Source organism: Micrococcus sp. KRD012, from assembly GCF_017168555.1.
Lineage (GTDB): Bacteria > Actinomycetota > Actinomycetes > Actinomycetales > Micrococcaceae > Micrococcus > Micrococcus luteus.
The window spans coordinates 100,647-120,187 of sequence record NZ_JABFBB010000003.1 but is presented as its reverse complement, the minus strand read 5'-3'; the positions used below and the strand labels follow the sequence as shown (position 1 = coordinate 120,187).

The window sequence follows — 19,541 nt, the reverse complement described above, 5'->3', positions numbered from 1 at the left end:
CCAGCCATGACCACCACCACGACCACCACCACCGACGTGCGCCCCGCACCGCGCGACGAGTCCGCCGAGATCCTCATCATCGGCTCCGGATTCGCCGGCCTCGGCATGGGCGCCCAGCTACGGCGTCGCGGCCGCGAGGACTTCCTCATCCTGGACCGCGCCCAGCAGGTCGGCGGGACCTGGAGGGACAACACCTACCCGGGCGCCGCATGCGATGTCCCGAGCCACCTCTACAGCTTCTCCTTCGCCCCGAACCCGCAGTGGTCGGGCTTCTACACGCCGGGCCCGGAGATCCAGGACTACCTCGTGCGCTTCTCCGAGGACGAGGGCCTCACCCCGCACCTGCGTCTCGGGGCGGACATGCTCGAAGCGCACTGGGACCCCGAGACGGAGCGGTGGACGGTGCGGACCCCGCGCGGGACCTACACGGCACGCTGGCTCATCATGGGCACCGGGCACCTCGCCGACCCCCGCCTGCCGGACGTCCCGGGTCTCGACGCCTTCGAGGGCGAGGTCATCCATTCCGCCCGCTGGGACCACACGGTGGACCTGAAGGGCAAGCGTGTCGCCGTCGTCGGCACCGGCGCCTCCGCGATCCAGATCATCCCCGAGCTGGCGGCGACGGCGGCCGAGCTCGTCGTCTTCCAGCGCACCCCCGCGTGGGTCACCCCGCGCGTGGTCAAGCCGTATTCCGCGGCCGTGCGGCGCATGTTCGAGCGCGCCCCGCACACCATGCAGCGCGAGCGCGACGACATCTTCTGGTTCGCCGAGTCGAGCTATGCCCAGCGCCGCGGTGTGCCGGCCGCACTGGACCAGGTCCGGGCCCAGGCCCTCGGGCACCTGGCCGCCGCGGTCTCCGACCCCGAGCTCCGCGAGCGCCTCACGCCGCGGTACCTGCCGGGCTGCAAGCGGGTGCTCGTCTCCAACGACTACTACCCGGCCATGGCCCGGGACAACGTCACCCTGGAGGACAGCGCGCTGGACCGCGTCGAGGGGAGCCGGCTGTTCGGCGTGAGCGGTCACGGGTACGAGGTCGACGTCGTCGTCCTCTGCACCGGCTTCGAGGCGGCCCAGCCGCCGTTCGCCGAGCGCGTCCACGACGGTGAGGGCCGTTCCCTGGCCGATCACTGGAGCAGCGGCATGGCGGCGTTCGACTCCACGGCCGTGGCGGGATTCCCGAATCTGTTCGCCATCAACGGGCCGAACACCTCGCTGGGGCACAACTCGATCGTCTACATCATCGAGTCGCAGATCGCGTACATCGTGGAGGCCCTGGACCGGGTGGAGCACGAGGGAATCAGGACGATGGTCCCCGAGACACTCGCCCAGGAGGAGTACGTGGACCGTCTCCAGGAGCGGGCCGCCACCTCGGTGTGGCTCGTGGACGGCGGCTGCCACTCCTGGTACGTCGACCCCCGTTCGGGCAAGTTGACGCTGATCTGGCCCGACTACGCCTACGACTTCCGCGCCCGCAACGGCCACTTCACCGGGGAGGGCTTCCTCTCCTCGGCGAGCGGGGAGCCCGAGCCCATGCCGGTGCGCGAGCCCGAGCGATCGGTCGCGCTGATCTGAGCCGGCCCGCCCCGGGGCAGGGGGTCGGGTGGGGCCGTCAGTAGACTGACCCCACCCGACCGTCGTCCTTCTGGAGGAGTCTGCGCATGCGCGTCCACATCGCCACCGACCACGCCGGCATGGAGCTGTCCGCCCACCTGGTGGAGCACCTCACCGCCGCCGGCTACGAGATGGTGGACCACGGACCCACCGAGTACGACGCGCAGGACGACTACCCGGGCTTCTGCATCAACGCCGCCCGCGCCGTCGTCGCCGACCGCGAGCAGGGACTGGACTCGCTCGGCATCGTGCTGGGCGGCTCCGGCAACGGCGAGCAGATCGCCGCCAACAAGGTGGTCGGCGTCCGCGCCGCCCTGGCCTGGAACCTGGACACGGCGCGGCTGGCTCGCCAGCACAACGACGCGAACGTCGTGGCCGTCGGCGGTCGGCAGCACTCGCTCGAGGAGGCCACCGAGCTCATCGAGGCCTTCCTGACCGAACCGTTCTCCCAGGACGAGCGCCACGTGCGCCGCATCGCGAAGATCGCGCACTACGAGACCACCGGAGAGGTGCTGATGTGAGTGCCTGAGGGCCACTCCGTCCACCGTCTCGCGCGCCAGTTCACCGACGTCTTCGGCGGACGCCGGATCCGCGCCACGAGTCCGCAGGGCCGCTTCGCCGAGGGGGCCGCCCTGCTCGACGGCCAGGTCCTCGAGCGCGCCCGGGCCCACGGCAAGCACTTCTTCGCCGACGTCTCCGGCGGCCACGTGCTCCACGTGCACCTGGGCATGTACGGGGCGTGGACCTTCGGCGGGGATCAGGACTTCGCGGCCGCGTCCTCGATCGGCGCACCCCGCCGGATCGGCGAGCGGGAGGTCCACGACGACGGCGCCCCGGCCGCCGAGCCCGACCGCGACGCCGACGGCTGGGTCCAGCCCCCGCCGCCGGCCTCCACGGTCCGGCTGCGACTGCGCGCCGAGCACGGCTGGGCCGACCTGATCGGCGCGAGCCGGTGCCGCGCACTCACCCGGGCCGAGGCTGCCGATGTCGTCGCCGGTCTCGGCCCGGATCCGCTCAACGACGACGATCCCGCGCCGTTCTACGACCTCGCACGGCGGACACGACGGCCGATCGGTGTCGTGCTGATGGACCAGGGGGCCGTCAGCGGGATCGGCAACATCTTCCGGGCCGAGGCGCTGTTCCGCGCCGGCATCGACCCGTGGCGGCCGGCCCGGGAGGTCTCTGCACCGGACCTGGCATTCCTCTGGGCGGACAACGCCGCGCTGATGCGGGAGGGCGTGCGGCTCGGGCGGATCGTCACCACCCGGCCGGAGCACCGGCCCGGGGTGCCCGCCGAGGCCGCGTGGCCCGAGCACGCGAACTACGTGTACCAGCGGCAGGGCCTGGCGTGCCTCGTGTGCGGGTGCGAGACGATCGTGGTGGAGGAGATGGCGGCCCGGAAGCTCTACCGGTGCCTCACCTGTCAGAGCTGAGGGGCCTGCGGCAGGCCCCGGTCAGGCGACGGTGAGCAGCAGTGAGGCCAGGGCCGCGATGATCATCGAGTTGAACAGGAATCCGACCAGCGCGTGCTCACGGACCGCCGTGCGGGCGGCGCGGCCGGAGAGCACGACGTCCTGGGCGCCCATCATGGTGGACAGCGTCAGGGACAGCGCCACGTAGTCCGAGAAGACCGGAGAGTCGGAGCCGCGGAAGCGGATCGGGGGAGCGGGGGACTCGCCCTCCGGCCGAGACCTCTTCGGATCGTGCTGGGCCGCCAGCCGGGCGTAGCGCAACGCCTGGGCCAGGACGATGCTCGCCCAGGACGCGAGGACCGTGGCCACGGCCAGCAGGCGCATGGCGGGCACGGACCGGACCTCCGGCATCCACATCGAGATGACCACCACGAGCATCGCCATCACCGAGAAGGTGACGGTGTTGCCCAGCGTGCTCGACGCTCCCAGCATCAGGGCCCTCCAGCCGACCGGGTCGACGGACTCCTTCGGGCCGCGCGAGCGCGTGCGCAGCAGCGCGTGCAGGTCTGTTGAGTCGCGGCGGCCGAGCCACCGGTACAGCACCACCGTGTCCAGGGCGGAGTAGATCGACCACATCAGGCACAGCGTCATCAGTCCGGTCATCCAGGAGGCGCGCCGGGCCGCGCCGACGCCCAGCGCGTCGCCGAGGGGAGTGGCGATCAACAGGGTGCTCAAACCGATCGCGACGGCGGCTGCCAGCATGGACAGGACGGTCATGCGCAGTGTGTCGTTCTCGACGATGCGGTGCCGCCAGGGCCTCCCACCGGCCTCGGTGGACGCGTCCCGAGGCGTCTGCTCGGTGTTCTGCATGGGTCCATCCTGCAGAGGGCCGGCACAGCGGTGAAGGAACCGGCGCGGACGACGACCCACCCGAAAAAGTCATGAGCCGGGCCATCGTGTGCACACGATGACCCGGCTCATCAGGTCCGGAGGGGATGACGGGAATCGAACCCGCGTAGCCAGTTTGGAAGACTGGGGCTCTACCATTGAGCTACATCCCCGCGGGGCCGCGCTCGGCGCGGACCAGCGGCTGACACCGTATCACGGCGGGCCCGCGTCGGCCGTGGGGGAAGAGGCACGATGCACGGCTCCCGTCCCGCCCTCCGCAGGGCCGCGTCCGCCCTCGCCGGCCGTCATCCCCTGTCTCTGCGCGGCGCGACCGTCCTCGTGACGGGCGGCGCGTCCGGCATCGGCCGACTGATCGCCCTGGGGGCAGCCCACCGCGGCGCGGGCCGCGTGGTCGTCTGGGACCTCGACCTGCAGGGGGTTGAGGCCGTCGCCGCCGAGATCCGGTCTCAGGGCGCGGACGCCCGGGCCGAGCGCGTGGACGTGACGGATGCGGCCGCCGTCGAGGCCGCCGCCGCCCGCGCCGGAGAGGTGGACGTCGCCGTGAACAACGCGGGCGTCGTGACGGGAGCGCGCCTCGAGGACGCCACGGAGGAGGGCATCCGCCGCACCTTCGAGGTGAACGCGCTCGCGCCGTACTGGCTGACCCGGGCGGTCCTGCCCGGAATGCGGGCCCGGGACCGCGGGGCCGTGGTCACGGTGGCCTCGGCCGCGGGATTGGTCGGCGTCGCACGCCAGACGGACTATTCCGCCACCAAGCACGCCGCGGTCGGGTTCGCCGAGTCCCTCGCCGCGGAGCTGCGCAAGGACGGCAGCCGCGTCACCTCCCTGGCCGTCTGCCCCTTCTACATCGACACCGGGATGTTCGCGGGCGTGCGCAGCCGGGTGCCCTGGCTGCTGCCCGTGCTGGATCCGCACCACGTGGCGCAGGAGGTGCTGGACGCCGTCGAGGCCGGCCGCACCCGCCTGCTGCTGCCGCACGCCGTCGGCCTGATCGCGCCCCTGCGCGCCCTGCCGGCGCCCGTCTTCGACCGCGCGATGGACGTCCTCGGGGTCAACGCCACGATGGACGGCTTCACGGGCCGGCGGTCGCGGCTTTTCGCGGGGCGCGAGACGGCGCGCTAGGATTCCACAGTCTGCCCTCGGGCAGTCCCTCGGGTGCCCGGCGAGCCTCCACCGCGTGAGCCCGCCGGCGTCGGGGACGACGGCGGGGTGTAGCTCAGCTTGGTAGAGCGCGCGCTTTGGGAGCGTGAGGCCGCAGGTTCAAATCCTGTCACCCCGACTCGACGTCAAGACCATCCACCACCACCAACAGGAGTCATCCGTGGTCAAGTCCACCGCAGAGAACCTCAGCCCGACCCGCGTCAAGCTGACCGTCGAGGTGCCGTTCGAGGAGGTGAAGCCCGCCCTGGACAAGGCGTTCAAGGACATCGCCAACCAGGTGCAGATCCCGGGCTTCCGCCAGGGCAAGATCCCGGCGCGTCTGATCGAGCAGCGCTTCGGCCGCGAGATCGTCGTGGACCAGGCCGTCAACGAGGGCCTGAACACCTGGTTCTCCGCCGCCATCGCCGAGGCCGAGCTCACCCCGATCTCCCGCCCCGAGGTCGACGTGACCGCCACCCCGGACGCCGAGAACGCCGAGGGCCCGGTGGCCTTCACCGCGGAGTTCGACGTGCGCCCGACCATCGAGCTGCCCGACTACAAGGGCCTCAAGGTGACGGTGGAGCCCGCCCAGGCCACCGAGGAGGACGAGCAGAAGGCCCTCGACGCCCTGCGCTCGCGCTTCGGCTCCCTCAAGGACGTGGACCGCCCGGCCGCCCAGGACGACTTCGTCACGATGAACCTGACCGCCACGGTCGACGGCGAGCAGGTCGACCAGGCCGAGGGCCTGTCCTACCAGGTGGGCGCCGGCACCATGCTCGAGGGCATCGACGAGGCCCTCGACGGCCTGTCCGCCGGTGAGGACGCCACCTTCGAGACCACGCTCAACGGCGGCGAGCACGACGGCGAGACCGCCGTGGTCAAGCTGGAGCTGACGGCCGTCAAGGAGCGCGAGCTGCCCGAGGCCGACGACGAGTTCGCTCAGCTGGCCTCCGAGTTCGACACCATCGCCGAGCTCAAGGAGGACCTGAAGAAGCAGGCCGCCGAGGAGGCCGTGAACCGCCAGGGCGTCGAGGCCCGCGACAAGGTCCTCGAGGAGCTGGCCAAGCTCGTCGAGGTCCCGGTGCCGGACGGCGTCATCGCCGAGCAGGTCGAGCAGCACTTCTCCGCCGGCGGCCACACCGCGGGCGACGACCACGACACCGCCGAGCACCGTGCCGAGCTCGAGCAGAACACCCGCGAGGCGTTCGCCAACGAGGTCATCCTGGACGAGGTCGCCGAGGCCGAGGAGGTCACGGTCGACCAGGGTGAGCTGATCGAGTACATCATCGCCACCTCCTCCGAGTACGGCATGGACCCGAACCAGTTCGCCATGATGCTCGACCAGGGCGGGCAGATCCCGATGATCATGGGCGAGGTCCGCCGCCGCAAGGCCCTGGCCAAGGTCCTCGAGTACGCCGAGGTCACCGACACCGACGGCAAGGCCGTGGACCTGACGGCGTTCGTGACCCCGGGCGGCCAGGAGGCCCTCGACGCTGAGGCCGAGGGCGCCGAGGCCGAGGGCGCCGACGAGGCGGAGGAGAAGCCCGCCGAGAAGGCCCCGGCCAAGAAGAAGTCGACGGCCAAGAAGGCCCCGGCCGAGCAGGCCGACGACGCCGAGGCGGCCGAGCAGGCCTGATCCCGGCCGGTGGGGACGCACCCCCGCCGAGCCACGACGACGGCGCCCCCGCCCACGCCGGTGGGGGCGCCGTCGTCGTCCCGGGGCCCCGGTGGGCGGCCCCGGGCGGGGTCCGCGACAACCTGCGCCAACAGCGAAACGCCGACGGCGTCCCGCGCGCTGGCCCGGACGCCCGGCTAGTGTCGGACTCGATCAGGGACCCGTCCGTCCGCGCGAGCGGCCGCCGTTCGGGAGGCCCGTGGACATCTCGACAGGAAGGCGGAAGTGATGACCGACATCACCCCCAGCATGCGTTCGGTGGACCCGGCGCAGCGCGAGGATTTCCTCTACACCCAGCTGCTGAAGTCGCGCATCGTCTGGCTGGGCGAGGACGTCCGTGACGACAACGCCAACGCGATCTGCTCCCAGCTGCTCCTGCTCTCGGCCGAGGACCCGGAGAAGGACATCTACCTGTACATCAACTCCCCGGGCGGCTCCGTCACCGCGGGCATGGCGATCTACGACACGATGCAGTACATCCCCAACGACGTTGTGACGGTGGCCACCGGCCTCGCCGCGTCCATGGGCCAGTTCCTGCTCGCCTCCGGCACCAAGGGCAAGCGCTACGCCACCCCCCACGCGCGCGTGCTGATGCACCAGCCCTCCGGCGGCATCGGCGGCACCGAGTCGGACATCCGCATCCAGGCCCAGCTGATCCTGCACATGAAGCAGGTGATGGCGGAGCTGACCGCCGAGCAGACCGGCCAGTCCGTGGAGACCATCCTCGAGGACAACGCGCGGGACAAGTGGTTCACCGCGCAGGAGGCCCTCGAGTACGGCTTCATCGACCACATCGCCGACCGTGCCGCGTCCGTGACCGGCGGCGGCGGCGTCCGGGGCTGAGCCCGGCCCGGACCGTCCCGACCCTCTCCAGGAGACCAAGAATGACCCAGTTCCCCGCCGGGCTCCCCACCGGGATGCCCTCCCTGCCCACGCCGGACGCGCGCTACATCCTCCCGCAGTTCGAGGAGCGCACGCCCTACGGCTTCAAGCGCCAGGACCCCTACGCCAAGCTCTTCGAGGACCGCATCGTCTTCCTCGGCGCGCAGGTGGACGACGCGTCGGCCGACGACGTGATGGCCCAGCTGCTCGTGCTCGAGGCGATGGACTCCGAGCGTGACATCACCCTGTACATCAACTCGCCGGGCGGCTCGTTCACGGCCATGACGGCGATCTACGACACCATGCAGTTCATCCGCCCCGAGGTGCAGACCGTGTGCCTGGGCCAGGCCGCCTCCGCCGCGGCCGTGCTGCTGGCCGCGGGCGCCCCCGGCAAGCGCCTGGCGCTGCCCAACGCGCGCGTGCTGATCCACCAGCCGGCGATGCAGGGCGACCGCGGCACCGCCACCGACCTGGAGATCCACGCCCAGGAGATCAACCGGATGCGCGTGTGGATGGAGGAGACGCTGGCCTCCCTCACCAACCGCACGCCCGAGGAGGTCTCGCAGGACATCGACCGGGACAAGTTCCTCTCGGCCGAGCAGGCCCTCGAGTACGGCCTCGTGGACGAGGTCCTCGCCTCCCGCAAGATCACCCGCCCGTCCGCCTGACCGACGGCGCCCGTCGAGGGGCCCGGCCGCGCGCCGCGCGGCCGGGCCCCTCGATGCCGACCGGGGACCCGGTCCCTTAACGTGTCCGTCCACGGTCGTATGCTGGACGGAATCTGACAGCGACGCCGCCCGCGCGGGGCGGACGTCTCCGCCCGGCCCTCGAGGAGTACCACCATGGCGCGTATCGGAGAGAGCGCTGACCTGCTGAAATGCTCGTTCTGCGGGAAGAGCCAGAAGCAGGTGCGCAAGCTCATCGCCGGCCCGGGTGTCTACATCTGCGACGAGTGCATCGAGCTGTGCAACGAGATCATCGAGGAGGAGCTCGGCGAGGCGGCGGAGGCGGACGAGACCGTCCTGCCCACCCCGCAGGAGATCTTCGACCACCTCGAGAGCTTCGTGATCGGTCAGGAGGCGGCCAAGCGTTCCCTCGCCGTCGCCGTGTACAACCACTACAAGCGCGTGCGTGGGCCGCAGGCGCGGAGTGGTGACCTGGCCGACCGCCTCACCGAGCGGGACGACCTCGCGGACGTCGAGGTCGGCAAGTCGAACATCCTCATGGTCGGCCCCACCGGCTCCGGCAAGACGTATCTCGCGCAGACCCTCGCCCGGCGGCTCAACGTCCCGTTCGCGGTCGCGGACGCCACGAGCCTCACCGAGGCCGGCTATGTGGGCGAGGACGTGGAGAACATCCTCCTCAAGCTCATCCAGGCCGCGGACTACGACGTGAAGAAGGCCGAGCAGGGCATCATCTACATCGACGAGATCGACAAGATCTCGCGGAAGTCCGAGAACCCCTCCATCACCCGGGACGTCTCCGGCGAGGGCGTGCAGCAGGCCCTGCTGAAGATCCTCGAGGGCGCGGTGGCGTCGGTGCCGCCGCAGGGCGGGCGCAAGCACCCCCACCAGGAGTTCCTGCAGATCGACACGTCCAACGTGCTGTTCATCGTGGCGGGCGCGTTCGCGGGCCTGGACGAGATCATCGGTTCCCGTGCCGGCCGCAAGGGCATCGGGTTCGGCGCGCCCCTGAACCATCTGGGCGCGGGGGACGTCACCTACGCGGACGTGCGGCCGGAGGACCTGCTGAAGTTCGGCCTCATCCCCGAGTTCATCGGCCGCCTGCCCGTGATCACCACCGTCGAGGACCTCACGCACGAACAGCTCGTGCGGGTGCTGACCGAACCGAAGAACGCCCTGCTGAAGCAGTACCAGAAGATGTTCCTCATGGACGGCGTGGAGCTCGAGTTCGAGCAGGACGCCCTGGATGCCGTCGTCGCCCAGGCCGAGGCCCGCGGCACCGGTGCCCGCGGCCTGCGCTCCATCATGGAGAACGTCCTCAAGCCCGTGATGTTCGAGCTGCCCTCCCGTTCGGACGTGGGCACGGTCGTCATCTCCGGGGACGTGGTGCGCGGCGAGGCCGAGCCCACGCTCATCCCGGCCGAGGTGGAACGACGTCGACGCGGCCGGAGCGCCTGACCGCCGTCGCCCAGCAGGACCGACCGGAGCCGAGACGGCTCCCTGACCGCAAGGAGCACATCATGACCGACACCACGCAGCAGCCCACCGTCGACTTCTACTTCGACGCCACGTGCCCGTTCGCCTGGATCACCTCCCGGTGGATCCTGGAGGTCCAGAAGGTGCGCGACGTGCGGGTGGTCTTCAAGATCATGTCGCTCGCCGTCCTGAACGAGGGCCGCGACCTGGACCCCGACTACCTGGCCCGCCTCGAGAAGGCCTGGCTGCCGGCCCGCGCCGCCGTGCAGGTGCGCGAGCGGCACGGTGCCGAGGCGCTCGGCCCGTGGTACACCGCGGTCGGCACCCGCATCCACGAGCAGGGCCGCACGGACTACGAGGCCGTGGTGGCCGAGGCCCTCGAGGAACTGGGCCACGACGCGGACATCCTGGACGCCGCCCGCACCGACGTGGCCGACGAGCAGCTGCGCGCCAGCCAGAAGGAGGCGGAGGACCTCGTGGGCAACGACGTCGGCACGCCCGTCGTGGCGTTCAACGGCACGGCCTTCTTCGGTCCCGTGATGACCCGCATCCCGCGCGGCGAGGAGGCGGGCCGCATCTTCGACGGCGCCGTCGCCCTGGCCAACTTCCCGTACTTCTACGAGATCAAGCGGGCCCGCACCACGGATCCGCAGTTCGACTGAGCCCCCGGCTCGCACGAGACCGGCCCCACACCTTCAGCGCGAAGGTGTGGGGCCGGCGTCGTCGGGGTGCGGGGCGGCGGGGGTCAGCTGCGCGCCACTCTGCCGGCCGCGCGGATCAGGGGGACCTGCAGGGGCAGCCGCCCGAGGGAGACCAGTTGCGCCGGCCAGGGCCGGCGTCGCCACCGCCAGGCCATCCACGCATTGCCGGGCCACACGCCGAGGAAGAGCGCCTGCGCGGCGCGTCCGCCCGCGCGCCGGGTGCGCGGGACGGCCAGCAGACCCGCCACGGCCAGCTCGGCCACGCCGGAGCCGTGGGTCCACGCGCGGGCCGAGCCGGGCAGGAACGGCGGGATCAGCCCGTCGAAGGGCTCAGGTCGGACGAAGTGGAGCACGCCCATGGCGGCGAGGGCGGCGGACATCCGCCGGGCGGAGGAGTCGCAGGCGCGGCGGCCGGCCGGGGCGGGATCGGGTGTCGGTCTCATCCTCTCAGTGTCCACCCCTGCCGCGGTGACCGCACTGCGACATGCGGCAGGAGCACGACCGGGAGGTGCACCACGACACCCCCGGGAGGGCCGCCTCCCGACGAACTCCGATCCGGCGGCGGACTGTCCGACGTGCGCTGTGCCCTACCGGATCCCGGCCACGAACATCCCACGCTGACGGGCAGACTCGGGTTCGCAGCACGGGCGCGACGACGGCCCCGCCGCCCGTGATGGGCGACGGGGCCGTCGTCGTGCCGCGTGCGCTCCCGAGACACCTTCCGGGAACGCGCGGCGCGGATCAGTCGTCCTCGACCGGTGCGAGCTGCACGTCGGAGACGGTCAGCGGCGCGGACTCGCCGGCCTCGCCCTGCGTGAGGGACAGGTCCGCGATGTTGCCGGCCGCCTTGAGGTCCGCCAGGCCGCCGCGCAGCTTCTCGAGCCACTCGGCCGGTCCGGTCACCACGGCGGAGCGCACCTCGGTCCGCTGCTTCACCTTGGCCTCGGACTTCGCCTTGCGGACGCCGCCCAGGACCTGCGCCACGGTGGGCAGGACCTCGGCGTCGCCGGCGGAGGCGGCGTAGGACAGGGCCGCCGCCTCGTCCGCGGCGCCCGGCCAGGCGGCGGTGTGCACGGATCCGGCGCGCCACCAGCTCCACACCTCCTCGGTGGCGAACGGCTGGAACGGGGCCAGCAGACGCAGCAGGGCGTCCAGGGTGGTGGCCAGCGTGGTCACCACCGAGGCCTGCTCGGCCTCGCCGTGGCCACCGTAGGCACGGTCCTTCACGAGCTCCACGTAGTCGTCCGTGAAGGCCCAGAAGAACTGCTCGGTCACGTTGAGGGCACGCGCGTAGTCGTAGGCCTCGAACGCGCGGGTCGCCTGCTCCACGGTGGCCGCGAGGCGCGCCAGCAGGGAGGCGTCCAGCGGGTTGGTGATGGCCGCGGCGTCGTCGGCCGTGCGGATGACGGCGTCCTGCGTGGCGCCCAGGTTCAGAACGAACTTGGCGGCGTTGAGCAGCTTGATGGCCAGTCGGCGGCCGATCTTCATCTGCGCCACCTCGTAGGCGGTGTCCGCGCCGAGGCGGGCCGAGGCGGCCCAGTAGCGGACGGCGTCCGAGCCGAACTGGTCCAGGATGTCGGTCGGGACCACCACGTTGCCCTTGGACTTGGACATCTTCTTGCGGTCCGGGTCGAGGATCCAGCCGGAGAGCGCGGTGTCCGTCCACGGCACGGAGCCGTTGAGGGCGTGGGCGCGCACTACGGTGGAGAACAGCCAGGTGCGGATGATGTCGTGGCCCTGCGGGCGCAGATCGAACGGGAAGACGTTGTTGAAGAACGCCTCGTCACGGGACCAGCGGCCCACGATCTGCGGGGTCAGCGAGGAGGTGGCCCAGGTGTCCAGGACGTCCGGGTCGCCGGTGAAGCCGCCGGGGACGTCGCGCTGGTCCTCGGAGTAGCCCGGGGCGGCCTCGGCGGCCGGGTCCACGGGGAGCTGCTCGTCGGCCGGGAGGATCGGGTTCTCATAGTCGGGCTCACCCTCCGCGTCCAGCGGGTACCAGACCGGGATCGGCACCCCGAAGAAGCGCTGGCGGGAGACGAGCCAGTCACCGTTGAGGCCCTCGACCCAGTTCTCATAGCGGTGGCGCATGTGCTCCGGGTGCCAGGAGAGCTCGCGGCCGCGCTCGATCAGCTCCGCGCGGCGGTCGGCGTCGCGGCCGCCGTTGCGGATGTACCACTGGCGGGAGGTGACGACCTCGAGCGGCTTGTCGCCCTTCTCGTAGAAGTTCACGGCGTGCATGATCTTCTTCGGCTCTCCGTCCAGCAGGCCGGCCGCGGTGAGGGCGTCCACCACACCCTGCTTGGCGGAGAAGACGGTCTTGCCGGCCACGGTGTCCGCATAGGCCTGTCGGCCGGCGTCCGTGGTGATCCACTCGGGGGTGTCGGCGGCGAAGCGGCCGTCACGGCCGATCAGGGTGCGGGTCGGCAGCTGCAGCTCGCGCCACCAGGTGACGTCGTTGAGATCGCCGAAGGTGCAGACCATGGCGATGCCGGAGCCCTTGTCCGGCTTGGCCAGCGGGTGCGGGAAGACCTCGACCTCCACGCCGTACAGCGGGGAGGTGACGGTCGTGCCGAACAGGTGCTGGTAGCGCTCGTCGTCCGGGTGGGCGACCAGGCCGGAGCAGGAGGCCAGCAGCTCGGGGCGGGTGGTCTCGATGAAGACCTGCTCGCCGTCCGCAGCGGTGAAGGCGTAGCGGTGGTAGGCGCCGGGGACCTCGCGGTCCTCGAGCTCGGCCTGGGCCACGGCGGTGCGGAAGGTCACGTCCCACATGGTGGGGGCCTCGGCCAGATAGGCGTCGCCCGAGGCGATGCCGGCCAGGAAGGCGCGCTGGGAGACGGCGCGGGAGACGTCGTCGATGGTCCGGTAGGTCATGTCCCAGTCGACGGACAGGCCGAGACGGGTGAAGAGGTCCTCGAAGACCTTCTCGTCCTCGACGGCGAGCTCCTCGCAGAGCTCGATGAAGTTCTTGCGGGAGATCACGTCCCAGTCGCGCTGGTTCTTCGCCGGCTTCTCCGGCGGGCGGTAGCCCTCCACGTACGGCTTGGCGGGGTCGCAGCGGACGCCGTAGTAGTTCTGCACGCGGCGCTCGGTGGGCAGGCCGTTGTCGTCCCAGCCCATCGGGTAGAACACGTTCTTGCCGTTCATGCGCTGGTAGCGGGCGAGCACGTCGGTCTGCGTGTAGGAGAAGACGTGGCCCACGTGCAGCGAGCCGGAGGCGGTCGGCGGGGGAGTGTCGATCGAGTAGACCTGCTCGCGGGTGGTCTGCGTGTCGAACGCGTAGGTGCGCTCGTCGGCCCAGCGGGCGGTCAGCTTCTCCTCGAGGCCCTCGAGGGCCGGCTTGTCCGGCACGGCCACGGCGCCGGCGGCGGGGGTGGACGGGGTCGATGCGTCGATGGGCGTGTCTGTGCCCTGCGTGTTCTCAGCCATGCCCGCCATCCTCCCATGACCGGGGCGGCGGGCCGGGCCTGCGACGACGCCCGGGACGTCCCGCCCTTTCAGTCGCTCGACCTGGCGGAGGTGATCCGGGCGGTGCTCCGAACGGCGCGGCTCGGCTACGGTCGGAGGCGTGAGCCACACCCATGAACCTGCGAAGAACCCCGCCCGCGCCGCCGTCGTGACGGGGGCCACGAGCGGCATCGGCCGCGCCACGGCCCTCGAGCTCGCCCGCCGCGGCTGGCGCGTGTACGCGGTCGGCCGCCGGGCCGAGCGCCTCGAGACCCTCGCTGCCGACGCCCGGGCCGAGGGCGTGAGCGGCGACGTCGTCCCCGCCGCCCTGGACGTCACGGACGAGGCCGCCGTCGCCGCGCTGGCCTCGCGCGTCGAGGCCGACGGCGGCGCCGACACCCTCGTCAACATCGCCGGCGGCGCGCTCGGCACGGACGCGGTGGGCGACGGCGACCGCGCCGACTGGGAGTGGATGTACCGCGTCAACGTGCTCGGCACCCTCACGATGTGCCAGGCGTTCCTGCCCATGCTCCGCGCCCACGGCGAGGGCACCGTGCTCAACCTGACCTCGACCGCCGCCGTCACCGCCTACGAGGGCGGCGCCGGCTACAACGCCGCGAAGATGGGCCAGCACGGGCTCACCGGCGCGCTGCGCCTGGAGGAGGCCGAGCACAACGTGCGGGTGATCGAGGTGCTGCCGGGCATGGTCCACACCGAGGAGTTCTCCCGCAACCGCCTGGGCGGCGACCAGTCCGCCGCGGACGCCGTGTATGCGGGCGTGGAGAAGCCGCTCACCGCCGAGGACGTCGCCGAGGTGTGCGTCCACGCCGTCGAGCTGCCCCACCACGTGAACCTGGATCAGATCGTGATGCGGCCGGTCGCCCAGGCCGCCCAGCACAAGGTGATCCGCCGGTGAGCGGCGGGCCGCAGAACGTGTGGGCCGACGCGGTGGGCTCGGCATGAGCGCGCCCGTGCTGCACGTGATCGCCTGCGCCCACGGCACGCACGACGCGGCCGGCCGCGACGTGATCGACGGCCTCCGTGCCGACCTGGCGGCCCTCCTGGCCGCCGAGGGGCCGGGCGCCCAGGTCCACGAGGCCTACGTGGACGTGCAGAGCCCCTCCCTCGACGAGGTCGTGGCGGCCCTGCCCCCGGGGGAGCCGGCCGTGATCGTGCCGCTGCTGCTGTCCCTGGGCCATCACGTCCACCACGACATCCACCACGCCGCAGCCGCCCGACCCGGCACGATCGCCGCCGCACCGCTGGCCGGGGCCGGGGACGACGTCGAGCCGCGCCTGGTGACCGTTCTGGCCGAGCGGGTGGCCCGGGCGGTGCCGGCCGGTGAGGCCGCGACATCGGACGTCATCCTGGCGGCGGCCGGCACCCGCGCCGCGGACGGCCAGGCCCAGGTGCACGCCCTGGCCGGGGCCCTGGCCCGGGCCACGGGACTGCCCGTGACCGCGGCGTTCGGGGCGGTGGCGACCCCCCGTGTGCCCGACGCCGTCGCCCGGGTGCACGCCGCCGGCCGTCGCGCCGTGGTGGCCGCCCACCTGCTGGCCCCCGGGTACTTCCACGACCGGCTCGGCGAGGCCGGCGCGGACGCGGTCACCGACCCCCTGCTGCCGCATCCGCTGGTGGCGCGGATCGCCCTGGACCGGCTGCGGTCCGCCCTCGTAGAGGCCCCGAGGGGAGCCGCCGGAGGCCGCTGAGCCGTCCGTCACACGACCGGGGCCGGACCGGGTCCCCGCCGCGGCCCGGCCCCGGGAACGTGACGAACCGCGTCGACGATCTTGGGGCCGGCATGCCGGGTTCCTAGCGTGGCGGCCATGACCCAGGTGAACGAGACGTCGAGGCCGGCGCGCACTCCGCGCCGTCCCTCCGCCAAGCCGCACGGCCAGTGGAAGGTGGACGGGACCGCCCCCCTGAACCACAACGAGGAGTTCAAGCAGCAGGACGACGGCCTGAACGTCCGCGAGCGCATCGAGCAGGTCTACGCCCACGAGGGCTTCGACTCGATCCCCTCGGACGACCTGCACGGCCGCTTCCGCTGGTGGGGCCTGTACACCCAGCGTCGGCAGGGGATCGACGGCGGCAAGACCGCCACCCTGGAGCCCCACGAACTCGAGGACCGCTACTTCATGCTGCGCGTGCGCATCGACGGCGGCGACCTCACCACCGAGCAGCTGCGCGTGATCGGCGGGATCTCCACCGACTTCGGCCGTGACACCGCGGACATCACCGACCGGCAGAACGTCCAGCTGCACTGGATCCGCGTCGAGGACGTCCCCGAGATCTGGCGGCGCCTGGAGTCCGTGGGCCTGTCCACCACCGAGGCCTGCGGCGACGTGCCGCGCGTGATCCTCGGCTCACCGGTGGCCGGGATCGCCGCGGACGAGATCATCGACCCCACGCCCGTGATCCGGGAGATCGCGGACCGCTGGATCGGCGACCTCGAGATCTCCAACCTGCCCCGCAAGTTCAAGACCGCCATCACCGGACACCCCTCCCAGGACGTGGTCCACGAGATCAACGACGTCTCCCTGATCGGCGTGGTGCACCCCGAGCTGGGCCCCGGTTACGACCTGTGGGTCGGCGGCGGCCTGTCCACGAAGGCCCGCCTGGCCGACCGGATCGGTGCCTTCGTCTCGGCCGAGCGCGCCCCCGAGGTGTGGCACGCCGTCGTGAGCATCTTCCGTGACTACGGCTACCGGCGCCTGCGCAACAAGGCCCGCATGAAGTACCTGCTCGAGGACTGGGGGCCGGAGAGGTTCCGCACCGTGCTGGAGGAGGAGTACCTCGGCTACGCCCTGCCCGACGGCGGGGTGGATCAAGCGGGGCCCGGTGGGGTTGATCGGGCACACCAAGGGTGACTCCCTGGAGACGATCAAGCATCTGATCGAGGACGAGCCGGGGCTGTGGACGGCCCAGGAGCCCTCCGAGGAGTCCGTGATCGAGCTGCTCGAGTCCCGTGAGGTCCCGTACACCACGTGGGCTGGTTGGCATGCTCTGGATGAGCATGAGAAGTCCTTGGGTGCGCAGGCGACGGAGGCCGGGCCGGTGGCGCGGGAGCGGGTGAAGGTCGTGGACCGGGAGGAGATGACCCGCATCTCCCGGGAGGGTGTCCTCCTCGGCGCCGAAGGCTGAGTCCTCCCGTCGGGTGGACCCGCGGCGGGGCGCGGGCCACCCCTCGCCCGCGCCGCGGCCCGCTCCCTACCGTGGTGCCCATGACCACCTTCGCCGCAGCCGAACGTGCCCGCCTCGCTGACCTCCTGCTCGAGAAGGGCCCCGACGCGCCCACCCTGTGCGGCGGCTGGAGCACCCGCGACCTCGCCGCCCACCTCTGGCTGCGGGAGAGCCGGCCCGACGCCTTCGCCGCCCTGTTCATCCCGCCGCTGTCCCGCCACCTCGACCGCCTGACCGCGGACACCAAGCGCCGCGACTACGCCGAGGTCGTGCGGGAGTGGGCCGCGGGCCCGTCGGCGCTGAACCCCATGCGGGCGGCGGATAGGCACGTGAACGCGGCCGAGCACTTCATCCACCTCGAGGACGTCCGGCGCGGCGAGTCCGCGGCCAGCGGCTCGCTGCCCGCCCCGCGCTCGTTCTCCCCGGACGAGGAGGACGCCCTCTACCGCTCGCTGCGCCGCATGGCCCCGCTGTTCCTGCGTAAGTCCGCGGCGCCGGTGGTCCTCCAGGGCCCGGGTCGCGCCCCGGTCACCGTCACCCGTGGGGCCGTGGCGCTGCGGGCGCCCGTCACGGTGACCGGCGAGGTCGGGGAGCTCCTCCTCTGGGCCTCGGGCCGGGACGCCGTGCACGTGGAGATCGACGGCGACGCGTCGGCGGCCGTGCGCACCGCCCTCTGACGCGCTCCGGCCCCGCGGCCACGGGCCGGCGCAGCGTCCACTACACTGGCGGGCATAGGCGTCGACCCGGCCATCACCGGCGAGCCTCCGGAAGAACGGGCCGCACGGCCCCAGTAGAACCGGACGGGTAAGCCCGTCACAGCAGTCATCAAGCGGCCGGCACCCCGGGGACCTCCCGACGCCGGCAAGCAAGGTGGTACCGCGTCCGCGGCCGGCCGGAGGGTCGGGCCCTCGGGCGTCCTTGCACGGAACCGACGCCCCGGACGCAAAGGACCCCCGTGTACCCCCTCGCCTCCTCGTCCCGGCGACCACGTGGGGGTCCACGAGCAGAAGGACGGCCGCTTCTACATCGGCGCCGCTCCCGTCGTCGGCCGCTCCAGCGGCACCACCCTCACCGCCCTCGCGGACCTGCTCGAGGCCCACGGCTCCACGCGGCTGCGCACCACCCCCCACCAGAAGATCGTGGTGCTGGACGTGGAGCGGGACCGGGTGGACGCCGTCGTGGCCGGCTTGAAGGAGCTGGGACTGGACCCGGAGCCGTCCGTATTCCGCCGCTCCACCATCGCCTGCACGGGCCTGGAGTTCTGCAAGCTCGCCATCGTGGACACGAAGGACACCGCCACCGCCGCGATCGCCCAGCTCGAGGAGCGCCTGGCCGACCTCGCCGACCGCCTCCCCGAGCGGCTGAGCCTGCATGTGAACGGCTGCCCCAACTCCTGCGCCCGCATCCAGACCGCGGACATCGGCCTGAAGGGCCAGCTGCTCCCGGACGACGACGGCGGCCAGACGCCCGGCTTCCAGGTTCACCTGGGCGGCGGGCTGGCCTCCGTGGACCGCGCCGAGGCCGGCCTCGGACGCAGCGTCCGCGGCTTGAAGGTCCGCGCGGACGGGCTGGTCGACTACGTCGAGCGCGTCGTCCGCCGGTACGACGAGCAGCGTGAGCCGGGCGAGACCTTCGCCCGGTGGGCGCACCGAGTCGACGAGGAGGCCCTCCGATGAGCACCGTTCCCCCCACCCGTCCGACCGAGGACCTCGAGCGCCTGCAGGCGCTCGCGGAGTCCGGCGCCGCCGAGCTCGGCTGGGACGCCCCCGCCGAGGCGGTGGTCGACTGGGCCGCCCGCCATGTGGACCTCCGCCGGGCGGCCGTGGCCTGCTCCATGGCCGACGCCGTCCTGCCGCACCTGGTGGCGCAGCGGATGCCCGGCGTGGACGTCCTCTTCCTGGACACCGGCTACCACTTCACCGAGACGCTCGCGACGCGCGACGAGGTGGCCCGCCGCCTCGCCGTCACCGTGGTGGACGTGCTCCCGGAGCTGACCGTGGCCGAGCAGGACGAGCGCCACGGCAAGGACCTGTTCGCCCGTGACCCGGGGCTGTGCTGCGCGATGCGCAAGGTCGAGCCCCTCAACCGGGCGCTGGCCGGATACGACCTGTGGTTCACCGGCGTCCGCCGGGACGAGGCGCCGACGCGCACGAACACCCCGCTGGTGGGCTGGGACGAGGCCCACGGCATGGTCAAGGTCAACCCCGTCGCCCCGTGGAGCTTCGACGACCTGGTCGGCTACGCCACGGACCACGACGTGCCCGTGAACCTGCTCCTGCAGAACGGCTACCCCTCGATCGGCTGCCGCCCCTGCACCCGCCCCGTCGCCCCCGGGGAGGACCCCCGTGCCGGGCGCTGGGCCGGGACCGCGAAGACCGAGTGCGGCATCCACGTCTGAGCGCCGCACCCGAGACAGACCAAGGAG

At 72.2% G+C, this 19,541-nt stretch carries 16 protein-coding genes, 2 tRNA genes and 3 pseudogenes; 17 read left to right on the top strand and 4 right to left on the bottom strand.

Translation table 11 applies throughout. The features are described from left to right. The first annotated feature begins 6 nt into the window (after positions 1 to 6). The 3 genes from J1M37_RS00950 to J1M37_RS00940 all read left to right on the top strand — a co-directional run bounded on the left by J1M37_RS00950 (position 7) and on the right by J1M37_RS00940 (position 3,044). Positions 7 to 1,572 (top strand): flavin-containing monooxygenase, encoded by a 1,566-nt coding sequence (locus J1M37_RS00950; RefSeq protein WP_206451964.1) that lies wholly within the window; start codon positions 7 to 9, stop codon positions 1,570 to 1,572. 86 nt (positions 1,573 to 1,658) lie between these two features. Further along, positions 1,659 to 2,132: a ribose-5-phosphate isomerase gene (locus tag J1M37_RS00945; protein ID WP_036316866.1), complete on the top strand. Its 474-nt coding sequence runs from the start codon at positions 1,659 to 1,661 to the stop codon at positions 2,130 to 2,132. Beyond that, positions 2,133 to 3,044 carry an Fpg/Nei family DNA glycosylase gene (locus J1M37_RS00940; protein WP_144818403.1) on the top strand — a complete coding sequence of 304 codons (912 nt, stop codon included), beginning with the start codon at positions 2,133 to 2,135 and terminating at the stop codon, positions 3,042 to 3,044. A gap of 21 nt (positions 3,045 to 3,065) precedes the next feature. Here the strand turns inward: J1M37_RS00940 and J1M37_RS00935 are convergent, their stop codons facing one another. Together J1M37_RS00935 and J1M37_RS00930 are read right to left on the bottom strand one after the other, a co-directional pair. Continuing rightward, on the bottom strand, positions 3,066 to 3,893 hold the full coding sequence (locus J1M37_RS00935; protein WP_206451963.1) for a DUF1345 domain-containing protein: 828 nt from the start codon (positions 3,891 to 3,893) through the stop codon (positions 3,066 to 3,068). 120 nt (positions 3,894 to 4,013) lie between these two features. After that, a tRNA-Gly gene (locus J1M37_RS00930) sits at positions 4,014 to 4,084 on the bottom strand. Between the two features lie 79 nt (positions 4,085 to 4,163). On the opposite strand from J1M37_RS00930, the gene J1M37_RS00925 reads away from it, so the two are divergent. From J1M37_RS00925 to J1M37_RS00895, 7 genes are all read left to right on the top strand, one after another. Then, entirely contained in the window at positions 4,164 to 5,054 is an 891-nt protein-coding gene (locus tag J1M37_RS00925; protein WP_206451962.1) for an SDR family oxidoreductase, read from the top strand. A gap of 83 nt (positions 5,055 to 5,137) precedes the next feature. Then, positions 5,138 to 5,211 (top strand) — tRNA-Pro (locus tag J1M37_RS00920). Positions 5,212 to 5,253: 42 nt separating this feature from the next. After that, positions 5,254 to 6,708, top strand: coding sequence for a trigger factor (tig, locus tag J1M37_RS00915; protein WP_206451961.1), 1,455 nt, complete (start codon positions 5,254 to 5,256; stop codon positions 6,706 to 6,708). A gap of 267 nt (positions 6,709 to 6,975) precedes the next feature. Continuing rightward, positions 6,976 to 7,590 carry a ClpP family protease gene (locus J1M37_RS00910; protein WP_169577765.1) on the top strand — a complete coding sequence of 205 codons (615 nt, stop codon included), beginning with the start codon at positions 6,976 to 6,978 and terminating at the stop codon, positions 7,588 to 7,590. Between the two features lie 41 nt (positions 7,591 to 7,631). Further along, on the top strand, positions 7,632 to 8,297 hold the full coding sequence (locus J1M37_RS00905; protein WP_002855988.1) for an ATP-dependent Clp protease proteolytic subunit: 666 nt from the start codon (positions 7,632 to 7,634) through the stop codon (positions 8,295 to 8,297). 174 nt (positions 8,298 to 8,471) lie between these two features. Further along, a complete protein-coding gene (gene clpX / locus J1M37_RS00900) occupies positions 8,472 to 9,770 on the top strand; it encodes an ATP-dependent Clp protease ATP-binding subunit ClpX (RefSeq protein ID WP_063190235.1) in 1,299 nt (432 codons plus the stop codon). A gap of 62 nt (positions 9,771 to 9,832) precedes the next feature. Further along, positions 9,833 to 10,450, top strand: coding sequence for a mycothiol-dependent nitroreductase Rv2466c family protein (locus J1M37_RS00895; RefSeq protein ID WP_063190236.1), 618 nt, complete (start codon positions 9,833 to 9,835; stop codon positions 10,448 to 10,450). Positions 10,451 to 10,533: 83 nt separating this feature from the next. Here J1M37_RS00895 and J1M37_RS00890 read toward each other — a convergent pair whose 3' ends face one another. After that, positions 10,534 to 10,869 carry a DoxX family protein gene (locus J1M37_RS00890; RefSeq protein ID WP_036316984.1) on the bottom strand — a complete coding sequence of 112 codons (336 nt, stop codon included), beginning with the start codon at positions 10,867 to 10,869 and terminating at the stop codon, positions 10,534 to 10,536. Positions 10,870 to 11,230: 361 nt separating this feature from the next. Then, positions 11,231 to 13,915 carry a valine--tRNA ligase gene (valS, locus tag J1M37_RS00885; RefSeq protein ID WP_063190237.1) on the bottom strand — a complete coding sequence of 895 codons (2,685 nt, stop codon included), beginning with the start codon at positions 13,913 to 13,915 and terminating at the stop codon, positions 11,231 to 11,233. Positions 13,916 to 14,054: 139 nt separating this feature from the next. On the opposite strand from valS, the gene J1M37_RS00880 reads away from it, so the two are divergent. From J1M37_RS00880 to J1M37_RS00850, 7 genes and pseudogenes are all read left to right on the top strand, one after another. Then, the gene (locus J1M37_RS00880) at positions 14,055 to 14,849 is read left to right on the top strand and encodes an SDR family oxidoreductase (protein WP_036316887.1); all 795 of its coding nucleotides are present in this window, start codon (positions 14,055 to 14,057) and stop codon (positions 14,847 to 14,849) included. A 43-nt stretch (positions 14,850 to 14,892) separates the two neighbouring features. Then, positions 14,893 to 15,642, top strand: coding sequence for a sirohydrochlorin chelatase (locus J1M37_RS00875; RefSeq protein WP_206451960.1), 750 nt, complete (start codon positions 14,893 to 14,895; stop codon positions 15,640 to 15,642). 117 nt (positions 15,643 to 15,759) lie between these two features. Next, positions 15,760 to 16,752 (top strand): annotated as a pseudogene (locus tag J1M37_RS00870) (nitrite/sulfite reductase); the annotation flags it as partial. Next, positions 16,751 to 17,077: pseudogene (locus J1M37_RS00865) on the top strand (pyridine nucleotide-disulfide oxidoreductase); the annotation flags it as partial. The pseudogenes J1M37_RS00870 and J1M37_RS00865, both read left to right, overlap by 2 nt. A gap of 80 nt (positions 17,078 to 17,157) precedes the next feature. Next, positions 17,158 to 17,793 (top strand): TIGR03085 family metal-binding protein, encoded by a 636-nt coding sequence (locus J1M37_RS00860; protein ID WP_044659087.1) that lies wholly within the window; start codon positions 17,158 to 17,160, stop codon positions 17,791 to 17,793. Positions 17,794 to 18,069: 276 nt separating this feature from the next. Beyond that, positions 18,070 to 18,792: pseudogene (locus J1M37_RS00855) on the top strand (nitrite/sulfite reductase); the annotation flags it as partial. Then, positions 18,789 to 19,514, top strand: a complete 726-nt coding sequence (locus J1M37_RS00850; RefSeq protein ID WP_036316893.1) for a phosphoadenylyl-sulfate reductase — start codon at positions 18,789 to 18,791, stop codon at positions 19,512 to 19,514. The pseudogene J1M37_RS00855 and the gene J1M37_RS00850, both read left to right, overlap by 4 nt. Positions 19,515 to 19,541: the final 27 nt, after the last annotated feature.